The 19,938-nt window shown below is 23.0% G+C and carries 10 protein-coding genes; 8 read left to right on the top strand and 2 right to left on the bottom strand.

Annotated elements, in window-relative coordinates; translation table 11 throughout:
- The first annotated feature begins 856 nt into the window (after window positions 1-856).
- The 6 genes from rpmF (at window position 857) to acpP (ending at window position 5,200) form a co-directional block, all read left to right on the top strand.
- Window positions 857-1,030, top strand: coding sequence for a 50S ribosomal protein L32 (gene rpmF / locus GII40_RS02470; RefSeq protein WP_226813264.1), 174 nt, complete (start codon window positions 857-859; stop codon window positions 1,028-1,030).
- Between the two features lie 27 nt (window positions 1,031-1,057).
- The gene (gene plsX, locus GII40_RS02465) at window positions 1,058-2,101 is read left to right on the top strand and encodes a phosphate acyltransferase PlsX (protein ID WP_226813263.1); all 1,044 of its coding nucleotides are present in this window, start codon (window positions 1,058-1,060) and stop codon (window positions 2,099-2,101) included.
- Window positions 2,092-3,042, top strand: a complete 951-nt coding sequence (locus tag GII40_RS02460) for a beta-ketoacyl-ACP synthase III (RefSeq protein WP_226813262.1) — start codon at window positions 2,092-2,094, stop codon at window positions 3,040-3,042. The genes plsX and GII40_RS02460 overlap by 10 nt, the downstream gene beginning before the upstream one ends.
- Window positions 3,043-3,125: 83 nt before the next feature.
- On the top strand, window positions 3,126-4,079 hold the full coding sequence (gene fabD / locus GII40_RS02455) for an ACP S-malonyltransferase (protein ID WP_226813261.1): 954 nt from the start codon (window positions 3,126-3,128) through the stop codon (window positions 4,077-4,079).
- On the top strand, window positions 4,076-4,810 hold the full coding sequence (gene fabG / locus GII40_RS02450; RefSeq protein ID WP_226813639.1) for a 3-oxoacyl-ACP reductase FabG: 735 nt from the start codon (window positions 4,076-4,078) through the stop codon (window positions 4,808-4,810). The genes fabD and fabG overlap by 4 nt, the downstream gene beginning before the upstream one ends.
- 150 nt (window positions 4,811-4,960) lie before the next feature.
- Window positions 4,961-5,200, top strand: coding sequence for an acyl carrier protein (acpP, locus tag GII40_RS02445; protein WP_226813260.1), 240 nt, complete (start codon window positions 4,961-4,963; stop codon window positions 5,198-5,200).
- Window positions 5,201-5,662: 462 nt separating this feature from the next.
- Here the strand turns inward: acpP and tilS are convergent, their stop codons facing one another.
- A complete protein-coding gene (gene tilS / locus GII40_RS02440; RefSeq protein WP_226813259.1) occupies window positions 5,663-6,985 on the bottom strand; it encodes a tRNA lysidine(34) synthetase TilS in 1,323 nt (440 codons plus the stop codon).
- 7,820 nt (window positions 6,986-14,805) lie between these two features.
- Here tilS and aspS point away from each other — a divergent pair.
- Both aspS and GII40_RS02430 read left to right on the top strand, forming a co-directional pair.
- Complete coding sequence (gene aspS / locus GII40_RS02435; RefSeq protein WP_226813258.1) at window positions 14,806-16,566, top strand: aspartate--tRNA ligase; 1,761 nt, start codon at window positions 14,806-14,808, stop codon at window positions 16,564-16,566.
- A gap of 519 nt (window positions 16,567-17,085) precedes the next feature.
- The gene (locus tag GII40_RS02430) at window positions 17,086-17,832 is read left to right on the top strand and encodes a YebC/PmpR family DNA-binding transcriptional regulator (RefSeq protein ID WP_226813257.1); all 747 of its coding nucleotides are present in this window, start codon (window positions 17,086-17,088) and stop codon (window positions 17,830-17,832) included.
- 661 nt (window positions 17,833-18,493) lie between these two features.
- Here the strand turns inward: GII40_RS02430 and GII40_RS02425 are convergent.
- A complete protein-coding gene (locus GII40_RS02425) occupies window positions 18,494-19,351 on the bottom strand; it encodes an N-acetylmuramoyl-L-alanine amidase (RefSeq protein WP_226813256.1) in 858 nt (285 codons plus the stop codon).
- Between the last annotated feature and the right edge of the window lie 587 nt (window positions 19,352-19,938).

Genomic DNA, 19,938 nt, shown 5'->3' with positions numbered 1-19,938 from the left:
TCTTTATATTATTATTTATAAATATGAATAAATAACTATAATTCTTAAATTGCTTAATATACATTTTTAATTATAAAGTGTGTATGATGTATTTAATATACTATAAAATAATATTTATATCTTTGAATAAATCTTATAAAGATAAGATCATTAATAATGACAAGAATATATTATTAAAATAATTTTCTTTACTACCAGATTACTATGTAATGTAATTAATATAGCAAATATTATTAAAAATGTTATCTTATTAAGCAAGAATATAATTGCTTCTCAAGCATTGTACATATATTATCATGCTTAACAACTATATAATATTGTATAAAAAATAACACAAGTTACGTATATTAATATTATTAGTGAGTGCTCATTACTTTTGTTATTATTAATATTGTTACTCTTGAACTTTCACTAAATACGTAATGAAAAAAATTATTAAATTTTATTTATATTTTATTAAAAATAATATTAGTTATTTATTTTATGTCAATAATACTCATGAATTTTATATTATAAAAGAATTTAAAAATATACTATTATAAATTTTTAGTAATGATTAAAGATTATATAATTAATCTTATTATATAAATATTTAATTATTTGTTAAAATAAAGCATTATTTAGTTCAGTAAATTTATAAAATAGTACTCAATACATTTTTAATGTAAGAATATATTTAAAATATATAAAATTAATATTTTGTTATATTAATAACTACGTACTGAGAATATAAATTTTTAAAATTATATATAGTAAATTAATTATATTAAATAATATATGAATGAAATATAAAGAAAAATGAAATAGATTTATATATTAAGTAATTTTAATTATCATTAATTCTAAGGATTAATAAATGGCTGTACAACAAAATAAAAAAACTCGTTCTTGTCGTGGTATGAGACGTTCACATGATAATATTATTACAACTACTGTTGTTTCTATTGATAAAATTTCTGGTGAAACTCATTTACGGTATCATCTGACTACAGATGGTTTCTACCGTGGTCGTAAAATTATAGTTAAATAATATTGCTTATATTTACCAGGAGAAAAATTGACTAATCTAACTCTAGCGTTAGATGCTATGAGTGGGGATTTTGGTCCTTGTATCACAGTACCTGCGGCTGTACAGGCGCTAGCATCTATTTCATCATTACATCTTCTTATTGTCGGCAAACCAGATACTATTGTACCGTATATTGCTAAAACATCTTTATCACTTCAGCAACGATTGCATGTAGTTCCTGCTGAATATGTAATTTTTAATAATACTCAACCTGCACAAGCAATTCGTGCTAGTAAAGGAACATCAATGAGGATTGCTTTAGATTTAGTAAAGGATGGTAAAGCACAAGCTATTATTAGTGCAGGCAATACTGGTGCTTTAATTGGGCTAGCTAAGATAATTCTTAAGCCTATAGAAGGTATTGAACGCCCAGCTTTAATGACTATTTTACCAAATCAAGAAAAAAGTAAAACAGTAGTCTTAGATGTAGGTGCTAATATTTATAGTACTAGTGCTATGTTAGTTCAGTTTGCTGTAATGGGAGTAATAATAGCTGAAGAAATAATAGGTGTTATTACACCTCGCGTGGCTCTATTAAATATTGGTGAAGAAGATTACAAAGGTTTGGATAATATTCGTAAAGCTGCCAATATACTAAAAAATATGCCAGAAATAAATTATATAGGATATTTAGAAGGTAATGATTTATTGACAGGTAAAACAGATGTTTTAGTCTGTGATGGTTTCGTTGGCAATGTTACTTTAAAAACAATAGAAGGGGTAGCAAGTATGTTTTTTTCTCTACTGCAATTACGAATGAATCAACGTAGTTATTCTTGGTGGTTAAGATTATTTACTAGTTTAACACAAAAAACAATGCAGCATCATTTAGGTCACTTAAACCCTGAAAAATATAATGGAGCATATTTAATAGGATTAAAAGGTATAGTGATTAAAATTCATAGCGCAGCAAATAAAAGAGCATTTACTATAGCTATCGAAGAAACCGTGCAACGGTATATTTCACAAAAAATTATGCTACGCCTTAATGCCATATACTCCAGAGCAATTGATGATCGTACATGTATATAAGAATTCTAGGAACGGGAAGTTATTTACCCGTACAAGTTCGTACTAATGCTGATTTAGAGCGTATGGTTGAAACATCTAATGATTGGATTGTTGCCCGTACTGGTATTCATGAACGTCGTATTGCAGCACCTGATGAGAACGTCTCAACTATGGGGTGTGCAGCTGCACAACATACTCTTGAGATGTCTGGTCTACATAAAAATGATATCGGCCTAATTGTTGTTGCGACAACATCCTCTACACATGCTTTTCCCAGTGCTGCTTGCCAAATTCAAAATATGTTAGGGATCAAAGGTTGTGCAGCATTTGACATTGCAGCAGCTTGTGCTGGCTTTACTTATGCACTAAGTATTGCTGAGCAATATGTTAAGAATGGAGCAGTTAAATATGCTCTAGTGATCGGCTCTGATACTTTAAGTCGCACGCTTAATCCTCAAGATCGTAGTACAATAATTTTATTTGGAGATGGTGCTGGAGCTGTAGTATTAGGTGCTTCTGATACAGTTGGTATTTTATCTACTCATATACATGCCGATGGAAATTACGGAGAATTGCTCACTTTGCCATATTGTCAGCGTGATAAAAATAATCATTCTTATTTAACTATGGTAGGTAATGAAGTTTTTAAAATAGCAGTAACAGAGTTAGCTCATATTGTTCATGAATCTCTTAATGCTAATAACCTTAAAATCAGTGATATAGATTGGTTAGTGCCACATCAAGCTAATTTGCGTATTATTAGTGCTACGGCTAAAAAATTGGGTATGACATTAGATAATGTAATAGTTACACTAGAACGTCATGGTAATACTTCTGCCGCTTCAATTCCTTGTGCTTTAGATGAAGCAGTACGTGATGGTCGTATTCAACGTAATCAATTAATTTTACTTGAGGCTTTTGGTGGCGGATTTACTTGGGGTTCTGCTTTATTACGTTTTTAGTAATTAATATGTTTGATAATTAACTAAATAAACATTTTTTAATTATCATAAATTTTCTTTGATTATTTTGACAGACATATAATATGAAACAATATAAATTTGCAATGGTATTTCCAGGACAAGGTTCACAAATAGTTGGCATGTTATCTGATCTGGCAAATAATTTTGTTATTGTAGAACAAATTTTTGCTGAAGCTTCTGATGTATTGGGTTACGATCTATGGAAACTGGTTAAGGAAGGTCCTACAGAAAAGTTAAATATAACTTATCATACTCAGCCAGCACTACTAGCATCGTCGATAGCTATTTATTACATATGGAATCAACATAATGGTCTATTACCTAGAATAATGGCTGGACATAGTTTAGGTGAATATTCTGCATTAGTTTGTGCTGGTGTGCTTGATTTTAAAGACGCAATTTATTTGGTTGCACTTCGTGGGAAACTTATGGAGGAAGCCGTTCCTGCTGGAACAGGGGTCATGGCTGCAATTCTTGGTCTTAATTATAAAATTATTTCAAATATATGCACAGAATTGACGCCAAAAGGAAAAGTTTTTTTAGCTAACTTCAATGCTCCAAATCAAGTTGTTATTGCTGGTTATAAAGATGCTGTTGAGCGTGCTAGTGTAGCATGTATTGCAGCAGGAGCAAAACGTGTCCTCAGATTACAAGTAACTGTTCCATCTCATTGCGCTATGATGCAATCTGCAGCACAGAAACTATCATTAGCTTTGCAAAAAATAACATTTAATATACCAAAGTTTGCTGTTATTAATAACGTAGATGTTAAAGTAACTTTTTTACCTGAAGAAATTCGTAATGCATTAGTTTGCCAAATGTATAGTCCAGTTCGTTGGAGCGAATCAGTAAAACGTATGGCAACTGAAGGCGTAACACATTTATTGGAAATTGGTCCTGGTAATGTTTTAGCTAATTTAACAAAACATATTGTTACAGATATGACAGCAACGGCAATTAATAATTATAAATCTCTATCATTTGCGCTAGCACACTTCAGAGGAGACAAAGAATAATGTTACAAGGTAAAATTGCACTAGTAACTGGCGCTAGTCGTGGTATTGGTCGTGCTATTGCTGAAATTCTAGTAATTCATGGTGCAGTTGTTACTGGTACAGCAACAAGTGATAATGGTGCTACTAATATTAGTGCTTACTTAGTAAATAATGGTAAAGGTTATAATATGAACGTTATTGATCCAAAGTCTATCGATTGCGTATTAAATATGATTCGTGCTGAATTTGGTGAGATAGATATTTTAGTTAATAATGCAGGTATTGTTCGAGATAATATGTTAATGCGTATGACAGATGAAGAATGGCATAATATTTTGGATATAAATCTTACTTCTGTATTTCGACTATCAAAAGCGGTTATAAGAGCTATGATAAAAAAACGTTATGGCCGTATTATTACTATTGGATCTATTGTTGGTAGTATGGGTAATGCAGGACAAGTAAATTATGCAGCAGCTAAAGCAGGATTATTTGGATTCAGTAAGTCTCTAGCTCGAGAAACTGCTTCTCGTGGTATTACCGTAAATGTTGTAGTACCTGGTTTTATTGATACAGACATGACATGTGCATTAACAGATGAACACCGTGCTAAAATTCTTTCACAAATACCAATAAATCGTTTAGGTAATGTAAAAGATATAGCTAATGCTGTTGCATTTCTAGCTTCAGATCAAGCTAGCTATATCACTGGTGAGAGTTTACATGTCAATGGTGGCATGTATATGATCTAAAAAATAAAAAAATTGCGTCTTTGAGCGTAATGATCACAAAATAGCGTAAGATTATTTTTTAACTAGTTTTTTAGTTAAGTTGTTATCTTACCCAATTTTAATAAACACGAAATCATCGCGAAAGCGAGTTTTGATAGGAAATTTAAGAGTATGAGCACTATCGAAGAACGCGTTAAGAAAATCATTATCGAACAATTGGGTGTTAAAGAAGACGAAGTAGTAAATACTGCTTCTTTTGTTGACGATCTAGGCGCTGATTCTCTTGACACTGTTGAATTAGTTATGGCTCTGGAAGAAGAGTTTAATACTGAAATTCCAGACGAAGAAGCAGAAAAGATTAATACTGTACAAGCAGCAATTGATTATATTGAATCTGCGAGTAATTCATAATTATCTCTAAGAAATCTTGTATAGTCAAAATGTTTTTAATGTTTTAATGGACTTTAAAATTCTTTTATTTTTTATAATAATTAAAATATTAGTTATGATAATTGTTATAATTATGCAATATTCTATATATATAATAATACATCATTTATGTGAATATTGTCGTAGGTATGCATGAGTGGTTATATATAAAATTATATTTTCTATATTAACGATTATAACACTTATTATATTAGTTATATAAAAGCATAAAATTAAGGGTTACATTACACATAAAATATATGTGTGTGTAACTCTGTACTAAAAATATAAAATATTTGTTTGATATAAGATATAAATTTATACATATTTTAATTAAAATTTGTATAAAATCACTTATTTTAAAATAAAAAACAATATAAAATATTAATTAGTAAGAATGTGTTTACAAATTAAATAAAAAATATATTGTAATATACAAAATATTTATATAAAGTTTTTTACCCATTTTATATACCAAAATGGTTTATTAGGTATCGCTTGACCACTTTGAGTAATACAGACACCAATAATTGCAATTAGTTCCTCATTATAATAAAGCATAGGTATTCTCTCGCGCTCCCATGGTGGGATATTGTATTCTCGCCAGATTTTTTTTATCGGTTGCGCATGAACTTGATATTTAATTCGTAATTTACCATAGACTACGAATCGAAGTGAAATAATTTCATTTATTTTTGGTACACGCACACATATACCAGTAGTGTCATTGAGTTGTAATGTTCCAAGGCCGTCTGGTAGTGATAAAATTTTTGTAGGATCCCATGTAATAATTCTCTCTTTTAGAGAAGGTAGCAATGGTAATAAAAATAGATATTTACGGTAGCGACGAATTTGTTTTGTTCCTAACTGAAGCTTTGGATGAGCATCTTTTCTAGCCATAGCAACTTCTAACCATATTTTTTTTATCTGTGTTCTAGTAGGCATCATAACATCAAAATAAGAAATCCAGCGACGTAAAAGTGCATATCTTTTAATTTCAGACATAGATAATAAACCTTCTATACTAAGTGATTTATTGCTATGTATAAATCGCTTTAAAGATTCTTTTAATAATTCATCTAGTAATTTCTCTTGTTCTGCACATAATTGAGCACTACGTGCTACAGATTTTGAAAAATACGGCCAGCGATTATGTAAAGCAGGAATAATATGCAGGCGAATAAAATTACGATCAAATCGATTATTTTTATTACTGTAGTCTTCAACCCATTTTAGCTTATAATAATAAGCATATTTCTCTAAATGTATACGGCTAATATTAAGTAGTGGACGTATATGTTCGTTATTACAAAATGGCATATGATGAGCCATAGAAGAAAGGCCAGTTGGCCCGCTACCACGTTTCAAAGCAAGCAAAAAAGTTTCGCATTGATCATCAAGATGATGCGCGGTAACAAGAGTTTCATAATGATGTATTGTGTTGGCAATAGCGTAATAGCGAGCCTTACGAGCTGCAGCTTCAACGCCATATTTTGTTGTATCAATAGTTATGTATAGTACTTTTATTTTTACCATCCATTGGTCACATACAGATATACAGTGATTAACCCATAAATCAGCATTCATACTTAATCCATGATGGATATGGATTGCATGTATTTTTAAATTCGGAAGAATATTGATACGTAGTTGTACTAATGCATGCAGTAGTACAGTAGAATCAAGTCCACCACTAAATGCGACCATAATATGTGAATATTTTTTAATATTATTAGCAATTTGCATTTGTATCTCAAAATTATTCATAACATTTCATATAAATCCTTATTTATGTAATATATATAATATTAAATTATATATATTATTAGAAGTACGTAGTTATAAAATATTAATGTACAAAAGATTATTTATTAATACTCAATATAATGAGTAATATATAAAATATCTTATAATAAAGTAATGCAATACCTTAAATTAAGGTAATTATGTGAACATATCTAAATATTACATTGATTAGGCTTAATTGTTACTACATATTAGTAATAATTAAAGGATATTTAATGCTATGTATTTTTTATAAATATTTTAATTGTTAATATGTATTTAGTAATATAAATATTATAGATATAATTTAAGTAAATAGTTAGCTAATATTTATTATAATATAATATATTTTTGCAAGATTATTACAATCTATACTCTATACATTACTATTTTATAATCTTATATTTTTATTAAGTTATTGTAATCATATATGATTATTTTGGTATTTATCTATTATAGCTGTTAATTTTATTATTCAATTATTAGTAGCACTAAAATATATGATATATTACAAAATTTAATAATAATTTATATTACATGTACTTTAATATATTTAATTAATGTATTTAATTAATTTAATGATATTTAGTAAATTTAAATTTAAGATATAATATATTACTGAATGATCAATACTATTATCATAGATAATATATTATAATTAATCATATACATTGAATTATTATTAATATCTCTAAGTATCAAATAATGTTATTATTATTTATCTGTAATCTTTAATAAAAGAACTATATTACTTGAATGTAATCAATAAAATTGATATTTTATATATAAAATTTTATGCATTATTTATTATTATTGACTAATCAATGCATAGGACTAATGCAAGTTAATTATTTTATTACTTTAATAATATATTTATTAAAATATTGGTTACAATAACTAATAATTAATGTAATTATGTTAATATTAATTAAATAATTATAATTTGATGTAAAAATATTTTTTTAAAAAATTTAATGAGATATATTTTTGATTAATATATAAAAATAATTTTTAATATTTTATTTAATAACTATTTATTTTATGATTACATAATTTTAATCTATTATAGATTGTAAAAATTATTAATTGAATGTGTATTCCTCATTAAATTATTTGATAAGAATACGATTCTCTTTAATATATATTTTGATAGTAATGTTAAGTTAAATTATGAATTATATTGAAGAATATAATAATGTTATATAATAATAAAATACTATAGTATATAAAAAATATAGTAAAATATATACTATGCATGTAATGATAAGATCAATAATAATATGTAATTAAACTTTGTTTTATAATTTTAAAAAAATCTAATAAATAAACATCATATATAACTAATATGTAAAATATTTATAATGAATTATAAAATAATTTAATATACTTATATACAGTACATATGTTTATTTTTCTGCAAACATTGATTTATCAATTTATCATTATTTCAATCATAATTGTTATTATATTAATAATTATTATTTATATTGCGTCTACACATCAAATTTACTTTAAAATAAAAAACAATTAACATATTTAAAATATTGTTACTTTTAGATATTATTATCTAGTAAATCTTGCCGTGCTACGATCGTAAATAAATATTCACTATATAGTAGCATTCTTATAAAATTAATTACTATTATATAGATTTTATAAAATTATAAATCAAGTTATTTCTATTGCGAATAAACTGATGATCAAAATCACATTACTTTCATAAAAAGTATACAGTGTAGAAAAGGTTTATCTAATGAAAAACAAGTTGTCAATGCAATAAATAACATGATATTATAATTAGTTAACGTTACCTATTATAAATGTATAGTAATAATTTAGATAAAAATTCTAAGATACTAATCTATTGTACAATAGTATTAAATAATTTTTATGAATTGTAGGAAATTTTTATTTTAAATGTATTGCTAAGCCTAAATTTTGTTTCTTATTAAAATAAGAAAATAGATTATTTTTTTAAAAAAATAGATACTAAATATTTTAAATAAAAATGCGTGCGTATAATTTATACTATATAATATTATTTCATGTTTATTGCTATAAAAAAATAGTAATTAAAGAGAGAACAATATTGTTTATATTTTTTTAAGTTTTAAATTATTAATATAATTAATTCATATTTCTTTAGAAATATACAGCAACAAATATATTAAATAATTTTTATAAAAATTAGTGATAATTCTATTAATATCATGATTTTTTATACTTAAAAAGTAGTTCTAATAACATAAAAGATATCCAACATAAAATTAATTATAAGATAGTAAAATTAATTACGTTATATTATAGCTCGATACGCATTAATTGTTTGATAAAAATATAATAAAAGCGTACATAATTGTTAATTATTATTATTTTTTAAAAAACATAAAAAATTATTGTTTTAGATGCTAGTCATTTTAAAAAATTTAAGAGTCTAATTAATATTAGCAGATTACTAGTAGCAATTTAAAATGGGGGCAATACATAATTAATTATAGTGTTTACTAAATTATATGTTGATTTTCTTAACACTTTCAACACATAAGAAAACTCACCATAAACGTATTTATTCAAATTACTAATCCGCAGAAGATTACAGTATTATGAATAGTAATAATAAGCAGTAAGAATCAATCAATATTAAATACTATTTTGGTATATTTAATATTAATAAAAGCACATATACTAAGATATATACTTTTACTAAATAATATTTAACTCGCTAAATAGTATAGTTTATAAATTTTCTGCAAATAGCATAATAGTTTAAACATTACGCTAGTAAATAAAAAAATAAAATCATTGTTAATGATGTTCATGTTTTTTTATTCAATAGATTTAATATATGCTATTTAAAACTAATATCATTCTTCTATAAGAACAGCTAATAATATAAATAAAATAAACAGTGTAATACATATATGCTATATTATTAAATTTTATTAGTAAATAATTATTAAATAAATTATGTTATTTCATTTTAATAATATATCAATTATATTGATAATATTTCTTTAATCTTTTAGATATATCAAGCTAATATTAAATTAACAAATCATTAGTTTACTGCGAACAATATATCTCTATGTAAATTTTAATAATAATTTAAAGATCCTGAGAAATAGCTAATTTACTTGTAGTTATTTGTAGTCTTTTAAAGATAGTACAGCAGTCACGTTAATAAACATAATATAAAATGAGTGCTATATAAGGCATAACTAAACCTTCTAAATAAGGTTATTTAATAAAAAATAACTATTAGTTATTTATATTGAATTAAACGGTCAGCTTATCTTGTTCTATAATAATACTTTTCAATCTTTATAGTAATAAATGGATTTGCTAGAAATAAATTCAAAAAACATATAAAATATAACACATGTAATTTATATATTAATAATATATTAAATCTTAGTTAATTTATATATTTATGCTATCTAAACTTGAACAGCATAAATATTAATAATACTTAATATTACGATTATTACTGATAGTAATTAGTTTCATTAGCACGTCATTCTAAGTATAATGATCTAACAAAATATTTTTATTAGAATAGTATACGTGCAAACAGGAAAGCAGAGCATATTAAATAACCAAAAATATCAAAGATTATTAAACAGTGAAATGTATAATATTTTATAAAATAAATACTGTTATCATAAAAAATATCATATTAATTTATGTAAAACATAGTACTATAATAATATGATCACTATTACTACTATTATAATAATTAATATACATTAAGAAGTCATTATAATATTATAAATATCTCTTCTTAATTTAATCTATATTTTATAGACATTAATTGATGTTATTAGGTTAAATTACAGATATTTGATACAATGTTTTAGTATTTTAAAAAATTGATTATACATTTATTTTATTATAAAATATACTTAATTTTAATAATATATTAGTTGTTCTGTACATTCTACTCGGTAAAAATCCCTTAACTAAACTCAGCTTTATTCCTATAATTATTTTTCTATATATGATTATGCTGTATAACTTGGCTACTAAGGTCTCTTAATCTTATTAAAGATTAAACCATATACTGCATTTCAATATTCTATTACTATAAAAATTTTGTAACTAATTTTATTTATTATTTTATGATTGATCTACATAAAGTTTTTTATCCATCGAATTAAGCTAAAATTTATATTAATAGTACATAGATCGTAGTAAAAAACTAGTTTGTATTATTTAAGACTTTCAGTAATATTCTTAAGACTAGCTAATAACATCTTGTAAGATATTTTTATGATATATGAAGATATAATCACGATAGTTATATAAAAATTTTTTATGACAGCGTCTAATAATTAGTAATTTAATATCTTATATTATGTAGTCGAAACAACCTATTTCTTGCTGTGTGCACTGAATAATAATTTATTATTAATATAATGTTAATACTACTTTTATGTTTTATAGATAAGCGGTTTAGTATCAAATATTCATTAGTCTATAATAACAAAGTTTAATTGATTGATTGATTAAATTACTCTCAAAATATTTCTTAACTTTTAAATATGAATTCTATTCAGCAGCAAAAGAATAATAAATATAGACAGTTAGTATATATTGATATTTATTATAAAATAATCAATTTTAACGTAAAAAAGATAATCTATTGAAATACATGAAGATTTATTATTAAAATACTTTAATTAAAATAAATATATTTTAAAATCTCTTTATTTATATAAAAAAATAATTATAGATATATTTTTATCAGAAAAGTTTGCGCAGATACTATTGAATGAGTAATACTGTAGTATTAAAATATATTTTATATACATGTAAAATATTTTTATAAAAATACACGTTTACTACACAAATATTGTGTATGTATACATAATATAGCTACTTTGTAGTTATGAAAAAATATATTTTATAATATAGGATATATAATATTATATAATTATATATATTTTATTAAATAATATTAATACATTTTTAATAAAATTAAAAATTAATTTTGTCATTAATATATTAAAATATACTAATTGTAATATAATGAACTAAATATCAGATAAGCATAACATATAATTATTGATATATAAAATTATATATAATTTATTTTTTTTTGTTACTAGAAATTATCATTAATTATGTATTGCATAAAAAATAATTTAAGATATTAATATATATCTTATTTTTACATAGTAATTAATATTATATTAATATCATATAATATATTAGTATTAAGAATAAATATATTATAATTGATGTTTGATACTAAAAATATATTAATTACTATAATACATGGTATATAGTTTATTTCTAAAGAATAAGGAATATTATATTAATAATAAACAATCTTGATTTTTATTATAATAAGCATATATAGTATATATTGTATTTTAAATAAAAATTTAATTAATTATTTAATAAAATTAATATCTATATCAGGATTATTAATAATATTAAAGCACTTTATGATATCTTATTAATTAATGTAATTGCATTACAGTAATTAGCCATATAATACTATTGTTATAATGTTTAATTATTTCATATAACTGTAAATAAAATTTATATAGTGTTATTATTTTATATTTAAGGTAGTGATATATATATGTTAGAATAGATATTAATATATTAACAAATATTTTATGAATTAAATTATAATAATAAAGATATAACATTTTATTTAACATTATACATAAATATATTGATTATTATCAATAATATTAAATATTCAATAATAGATAAGTAGCATATATTTTTTACAGTATGAATATGCTATTAAAAAATAATATTTATTACATTACAGATAATTTTTATTATATTGTACTAACAATTTCATATAAACTGCTAATTTAATAATTTTTTTTATTTCATTATACATATATATGTCATTTTAATATAAAAGATCACTATATCTTTTAATTATTTTAATTTAATTAATAATCAATTTATCTTTTTATATTGTATATATAATATATTTTCTATAAGATAGAATATTATTCACTAATAAGAAATTATTAAATAACGTAATTTTAAATATATTAATATTTATTTTATATGAATATCTGTAGTTATATAAAATATGTAGAAATATTTATAGTCAGACAGTAATTTATAAGAATAAAATATTTTCTATCAATTAAAATCTAGTTATATAATGAATGATTAATCAAATATTTTGATATATTTTACTATAATACAATTTATTTTTTATAAAATAAGTATATTATATATTAGATAATTATATATTGCAGTTATACTATTTCTTAATGCAAAGTTATTTCTTTTATTATAATTTTTACTAATTAATATGCCCATCTTATAAAAGGATAGTTATATAGAGTATATCATTTTGCAAATATATAAAAATATAAGTAATATAATATTATTTTATATATAATTAAATTACTAAAAATAATTATTAACAATATTCACACTAAGAAATATTATAAGCATAATATTTACTAATCATTATATTAAATTATTATTAATATCATATATTATTTCTTTTTTTAAAAGAATTTTAATTGTTAAATTAATATTATTAATATTAGTCTTATCTATTTTTATGGATTACTAACTTAGCTTTAATTTTATGAAATATTTTGTGCTTTTTTAGATATATTTTAGAATCTGTTACTTTATTAAAAGTGTTTTATTACTTGTTAAATATTTATAATAATTTATTCAAAATTTTAATTTTATTAAGTATATATTATTCATGTAATATATTTTTTAAAAGATTTTTTAATATTATTAAATATGTGATTTTCTTAAAAAAATATTTTTATATAATAATTATGAAAATATACTTGAAAATATATTTATTTAAATATAAATAATTTAATGTATATATTTTACTAAACTTTATATAGTTAATTCAATTATATCTTATTATGTTGTTCAATAACAGTAATAATATATTATTATACTTAAGTTTTAATATTTAATATCTATTGTTTATATAAAATTAGTTAAATTTATTATAAAATAATATTAATATACTAATATAGTGTATTATTAAAATAATTATTAATTATTAATAATGATACAATTAATGATAAAAGATTTATTATTTGGTTCATTAATTAATAAAAATGTTTAATAATTATAAATCTTAATAGTAATTATTTAAATTATTATGATTAGCATGTGCCTATAAATATTAACAAAGTTAATAATTCATAATATAATATATTTACAATAAATAATTGAATTCAATTAGGTCTAACAGTATATATTTTATATAATAAAATTATATATCCTTTATTAGTGTAATGATGTTATTTGTTTATCGTAGCAATCAATTAAGGTATTTACCAAAATTATACAAATATCTATGTAATGATAAAACTATGTTTATAGATATTTTCTTTGGCTATTTTAAAAAAAATAATAATATTATTCTAATACCATCAATAAATATATTGAAATTATCAGTATAATGTTTATAAAATTTATATTATTCTTAATAATATAGTTATGTTTGTATAAGAATTTAATTAATTATATGAAAGTAGATTTTACGGATCATTTGTTGGTTATAATATATATCTTACGTATAGTTATATTTTGCAAAAAATATTAAATTTTCTGTGGTAGATCATTTGCTTTTTAGCTGAATCTATAAAAGTACAAAAATTTTATTAAGAGCTTTATATACAATATAATTAAGATTAATATTTTACGTGAAGTAACAAGTAAAAAAATACAAACTTATTATTTTTATAAATTTAAATTAGGATATATAAAATTAATATAATTTGCTTAATATAATGTAACATAGCTAGAATAATTGAAACATATTTAAGGATATCTATATGCGTACTCATTATTGCGGTCAATTAAATTTATCCCATGTTGGTCAAGAAGTAAAACTTTGCGGTTGGGTGCATAGTAGACGCAATCTTGGTGGTTTAATTTTTATTAATTTACGTGATCGTGAAGGAGTAATACAAGTATTATTTGATTCTCATGATAAAAAAATATTTGATAAAGCTTTAGAGTTACGTAATGAATTTTGCGTACAAATTAAATGTACAGTACATATACGTCCAGATAACCAAAAAAAATTAAAAATATCTACTGGAGAAATAGAAGTACGTGGCAATGATCTTATTATCATTAATCGTTCTGATCCTTTACCGTTGAACGTAGATAAAAATAACAGTGAGACTATTCGTTTAAAATATCGTTATATTGACCTGCGTCGTCCAGAAATAGCACAGTTTTTTAAAATTCGTGCACGCATTACTGCATTTGTACGTTATTTTATGGATAGTCATGGTTTTCTTGATATTGAGACTCCTATATTAACAAAAGCAACTCCTGAAGGTGCTCGTGATTATTTAGTACCTAGTCGTATTCATAAAAATAAGTTCTATGCATTACCACAATCTCCACAACTATTTAAACAATTGCTCATGATCTCTGGTTTTGATCGTTATTATCAAATTGTTAAGTGCTTTCGTGATGAAGATTTACGTACTGACCGTCAACCTGAGTTTACTCAAATTGATGTAGAAACTTCTTTTATGAGTGCAGAACAAGTACGTGAATTAATGGAAGAATTGATACGTTCTTTATGGTGGGAAATTAAAGGCATTAAATTAATTAAATTTCCTGTTATAACTTTTTCTGAAGCCATGCGTTATTATGGATCTGATAAACCAGATTTACGTAATCCGTTAAAGTTAATAGATATTGCTGATTTAGTAAACAAAATTAATTTAGAATTCTTGGCAGGTCCAGCAAACAATACTAACAGTCGCGTTATTGCACTACGCGTACCAGGACATAAACATTTCACACGTAATATTATTAATCAATATAATAATTTTGTATGCACTTATGGCGCTAAAGGTATTACATGGATTAAAATCAATAATATCTCTACAGGTATCCAAGGAATTCAAAGTCCTATTGATAAATTTTTAACAAATGAAGTTTTAGAATTAATTATTAATCGTACTAATGCATGTAATCAAGACATCCTTTTCCTGTGTGCAGATACTAGTAAAATAGCTACTAATGCTATGGGTGCATTACGATTAAAAATAGGTTGTGATCTAAACTTAATCAATAAAGATAGTTGGACGCCAGTATGGGTTATTGATTTCCCATTATTTAAAGATGATGGAGAAGGTAAATTAGTCGCCATGCATCATCCGTTTACTGCACCATTAGATCTTTCTTTAGCTGCTCTAAAAGAGCAGCCTATATGCGCAATTGCTAATGCATACGATATGGTAATTAATGGTTATGAAGTAGGTAGTGGTTCTGTACGTATACATAACAGAGAAATGCAAAAAACTATATTTGATATTATTGGTATTACTATAAATGAACAGTATAATAAATTTAATTTCCTATTAGAAGCTCTTAAATATGGTACACCTCCACATGCAGGCTTAGCATTTGGTTTAGATCGTCTAGTTATGTTGTTAACTGGTACCAACAACATACGTGATGTTATTGCATTTCCTAAAACAACAACTGCTTCTGATCCTTTGACTGACGCGCCAAGTTTTATTAATAATCTATTTCTGCAGAAACTTGCTATCTTTACAGAAAATAACTAAGAACATTAAATGTTGATTAATAATTAATATAATATTTATTATTGTAATTGTTTATTTATATATGAGCACTTATTTGGTCATCAGTATTTAATATAATTTAAGAAATAATTATTTATAATAATTAGCAAATAGCCTTATTTTAATAAAAAAATAAGCTATATTTTATATAAATAGTTAATAAATATTATTTAATATAAAAATTGTTTATAAGCATATTTAAGTACATTAAATTTTATTTGTTTGTATTACTAATATAATATATGTACTAGTTTTGTATTATTATATCAAAAATATTACATAAAATTATTATATATATCTAATTAAGCATAATATATTAAAAATTTTATTTTAAATAAATTTTAATAACTCCGTATACTAAAAATAGTAACTGACTTATTTATTTATGATTTAATATAATTAATTAAGATAGATTAACATAGTTGTAATTCATTACATGAGATAATAAATAAAGTATAAAAATATATTTTTATGAAATATACTGGGTTACCGGAGTAAAATATGGCAGGTCATAGTAAGTGGGCAAATACTAAACATAGAAAAGCTATACAAGATTGCAAGAGAGGTAAAATTTTTACTAAAATTATTCGTGATTTAGTTATTGCTACAAAATTAGGCGGTAGAGATCCTCGCATAAACTCACGTCTACGCGCTATTATTGATAAAGCGCTTTTAAATAACATAAATCGTAATACCTTAAATCGTGCTATTGCCCGTGGCATGAGTAGCGATCATGATATAACTCTAGAGACCATTATATATGAAGGATATGGACCTGGTGGTATAGCTATAATGGTTGAATGTTTAAGTAATAACCGTAATCGTACTGTAGCTGAAGTACGTCATGCTTTTATGAAAAATAATAGTAATCTAGGAGATTATGGTTCAGTTTCTCATTTATTTACTAAAAAAGGAATTATTTCTTATGCACCACCTGTAGATGAAGAAATGGTAATGTATGCTGCTTTAGAATCAGGAGCTGATGATTTAATAACTTATACTGATGGTTCTATTGATATTTTAACCCCATGGAAAATATTAGATATAGTAAAAAATAAATTATATACTATTGGTTTAGTTTCTGTATTATCTAAATTTTTTATGATTCCAGCTGCTAAATTAAAAATAGATGGAGAAAAGACATCTAAGTTAATACATTTAATTAATATGTTAGAAGCATGTAATGATGTACAGGTAGTTTATCATAATTGTGATATTTCTATAAAAAATTCTACTATTTTTAAATAAATATTATATTACAAATAATAATATATATTTGATCTGTATAAAATAAAATTTAATATATTTTATTAAATAATTATAGTAAAGATATTGTATATAAAAAATATAAACAACATTTAATTATTAATTAGTAAATTTTTAGTAACAAATTGAATATCTACATGATATTTATTTAAATTTAATCTAATATTTTTATATATGTAATAATTTTATACAATCAATAAAGTTGTACTGTAAATACTAAACAAATATATAAAATACAATTTGATTAAAAATATAGAATATCTATATAAAAATTTTATATTATAATAATAAATTTAATATATATTTATTTTTTATATTAGTTATTTAATATTATTACTCTATAAGTATAATAAATAGTAATTCTTTATTAACAAAGAAAGCTCAAGATTTGAGTAAAAATATATAATATTTAGGTAAATTTAGCTATATGTTATTTTTAAATATATTACTGAATAATTAATATAAAAATATTTATACCTTATGTAGTGAAATATTTTTATATAACTTAATATAAGTTATATAGCATACGATAAATATATTCATTGTATTAATATATTGACTATGTTTATAATATATTGCTTATAAAGATATTATTATTAATAATCTACTTACTAAAATAATATTTAACTTTATAAAAAGTTTATTATGGAATGCTACCGTACTTTTCTAATAGTGCATCTACAATAGCTTCTGTTTCTGCATCAGGCAATCCTCGAAAATTTGCAGGTCTAAAATGCATTTGAAATGCAGCAATAACATTATGAGATGCAGTGTTATTGATACCGTTTGGTATAATATCATATCCATAGGATGCTAGTTTATTTTGTAATGTAAATAAATCTGTTGGCTGATCTTTTGAGCGCATAGCGAGATATTTATCAACTGTTTTTTGATCTGGCCACGCACCAATACCTTGTTCAGCAAGTTGTTTCCATGGAAACAATGGTCCTGGATCAAGTTTTCTGTGTGGTGCTATATCCATATGTCCTACAACATTTTGTGGTAAAATAGCATAACGCTGCACTATATCTTTGCTTAACGCAATTACTAAGTTTGTTTGTTTAATATTATAGGGTAACCACATTCGTCCTAGTATACTTTCTATATAACCTTTATTTTCTATTTCTATGCCAATAGAAGTATCATTTAAGTTAGTGCGCCCACGCCATGAACTAGCTCCGGCATGCCATGCTCGTTGATGTTCCGGTACTAATTGCCATACTACATATTTACCATTATTTTTTGATGGATTAGCAGGCACTAAATAATGTGCACTAACATGTTGATTAGTCAATGTTTTAAGTGATGCATGAAAATCTTCAGCTGTATAGTGTAAAAATAAAAAACGTATTCTTTCATCTATGCTCTGTGATAAATGACTAGTTTCAACCATATAAGTACCACGATCTATTAAATTATGTTTAATAGGTATGCTATTACACCCTATTACATTAATAGTATATAAAATACCTATCGTAACTAACCTAATCTGTTTATACATCTTTTAAGTTCCAAGATTTAGTATTTTAAAGTATTACTTATACATATATATAATATCACTAAACTTTTAGTTTATTATTTAATAAAAGTCTAGTAAATATAGTAGTATTTATTATATATATTTCTTGTAAAATGTTTTGATTTATTATGACATCTTTTTATTTTTTTTAAATTGTAATTATTTAATATAAAATTAGTATTTTAAGTTAAATATTAAATAATATATTTATTGTATATAAAAGATTTTTAATGTTAAGATCTATTTATGAATTAGTTTATAAACTTATAATAAATATATCTTTATATTATTTATTTAGAATCATTTTATGAAAATTTATTAAATACTTTAAGTAATATATTAAATATATATAATATTCATTTTCCTATTTAAAATGTATTATTCTTATAATAAATAAGGTTAGTAAATTATTGACTTATATAAAATATAGAATTCTTATAAAGAATTATATTTTAATAAATATAATAATATATAAATACTGAAATATTAATAATAACATTATTGATAGTGTTCTTAATAAGTAATGTATAATTACAAATATTATTTTAAATAATATTAAAAAATATTTT

The organism is Candidatus Profftia lariciata (genome assembly GCF_020541265.1).
Lineage (GTDB): Bacteria > Pseudomonadota > Gammaproteobacteria > Enterobacterales > Enterobacteriaceae > Profftia > Profftia lariciata.
The sequence above is the reverse complement of the archived record's forward strand: the minus strand, read 5'-3'. Positions and strand labels throughout refer to the sequence as shown.

Excerpts from the sequence above, each read along its gene's own strand:
- aspS (WP_226813258.1), top strand. The coding sequence starts at position 14,806 with ATGCGTACTCATTATTGCGGTCAATTAAATTTATCCCATGTTGGTCAA.
- fabD (WP_226813261.1), top strand. The coding sequence starts at position 3,126 with ATGAAACAATATAAATTTGCAATGGTATTTCCAGGACAAGGTTCACAA.
- rpmF (WP_226813264.1), top strand. The coding sequence starts at position 857 with ATGGCTGTACAACAAAATAAAAAAACTCGTTCTTGTCGTGGTATGAGA.
- GII40_RS02430 (WP_226813257.1), top strand. The coding sequence starts at position 17,086 with ATGGCAGGTCATAGTAAGTGGGCAAATACTAAACATAGAAAAGCTATA.
- GII40_RS02460 (WP_226813262.1), top strand. The coding sequence starts at position 2,092 with ATGTATATAAGAATTCTAGGAACGGGAAGTTATTTACCCGTACAAGTT.
- tilS (WP_226813259.1), bottom strand. The coding sequence starts at position 6,985 with ATGAATAATTTTGAGATACAAATGCAAATTGCTAATAATATTAAAAAA.
- acpP (WP_226813260.1), top strand. The coding sequence starts at position 4,961 with ATGAGCACTATCGAAGAACGCGTTAAGAAAATCATTATCGAACAATTG.
- GII40_RS02425 (WP_226813256.1), bottom strand. The coding sequence starts at position 19,351 with ATGTATAAACAGATTAGGTTAGTTACGATAGGTATTTTATATACTATT.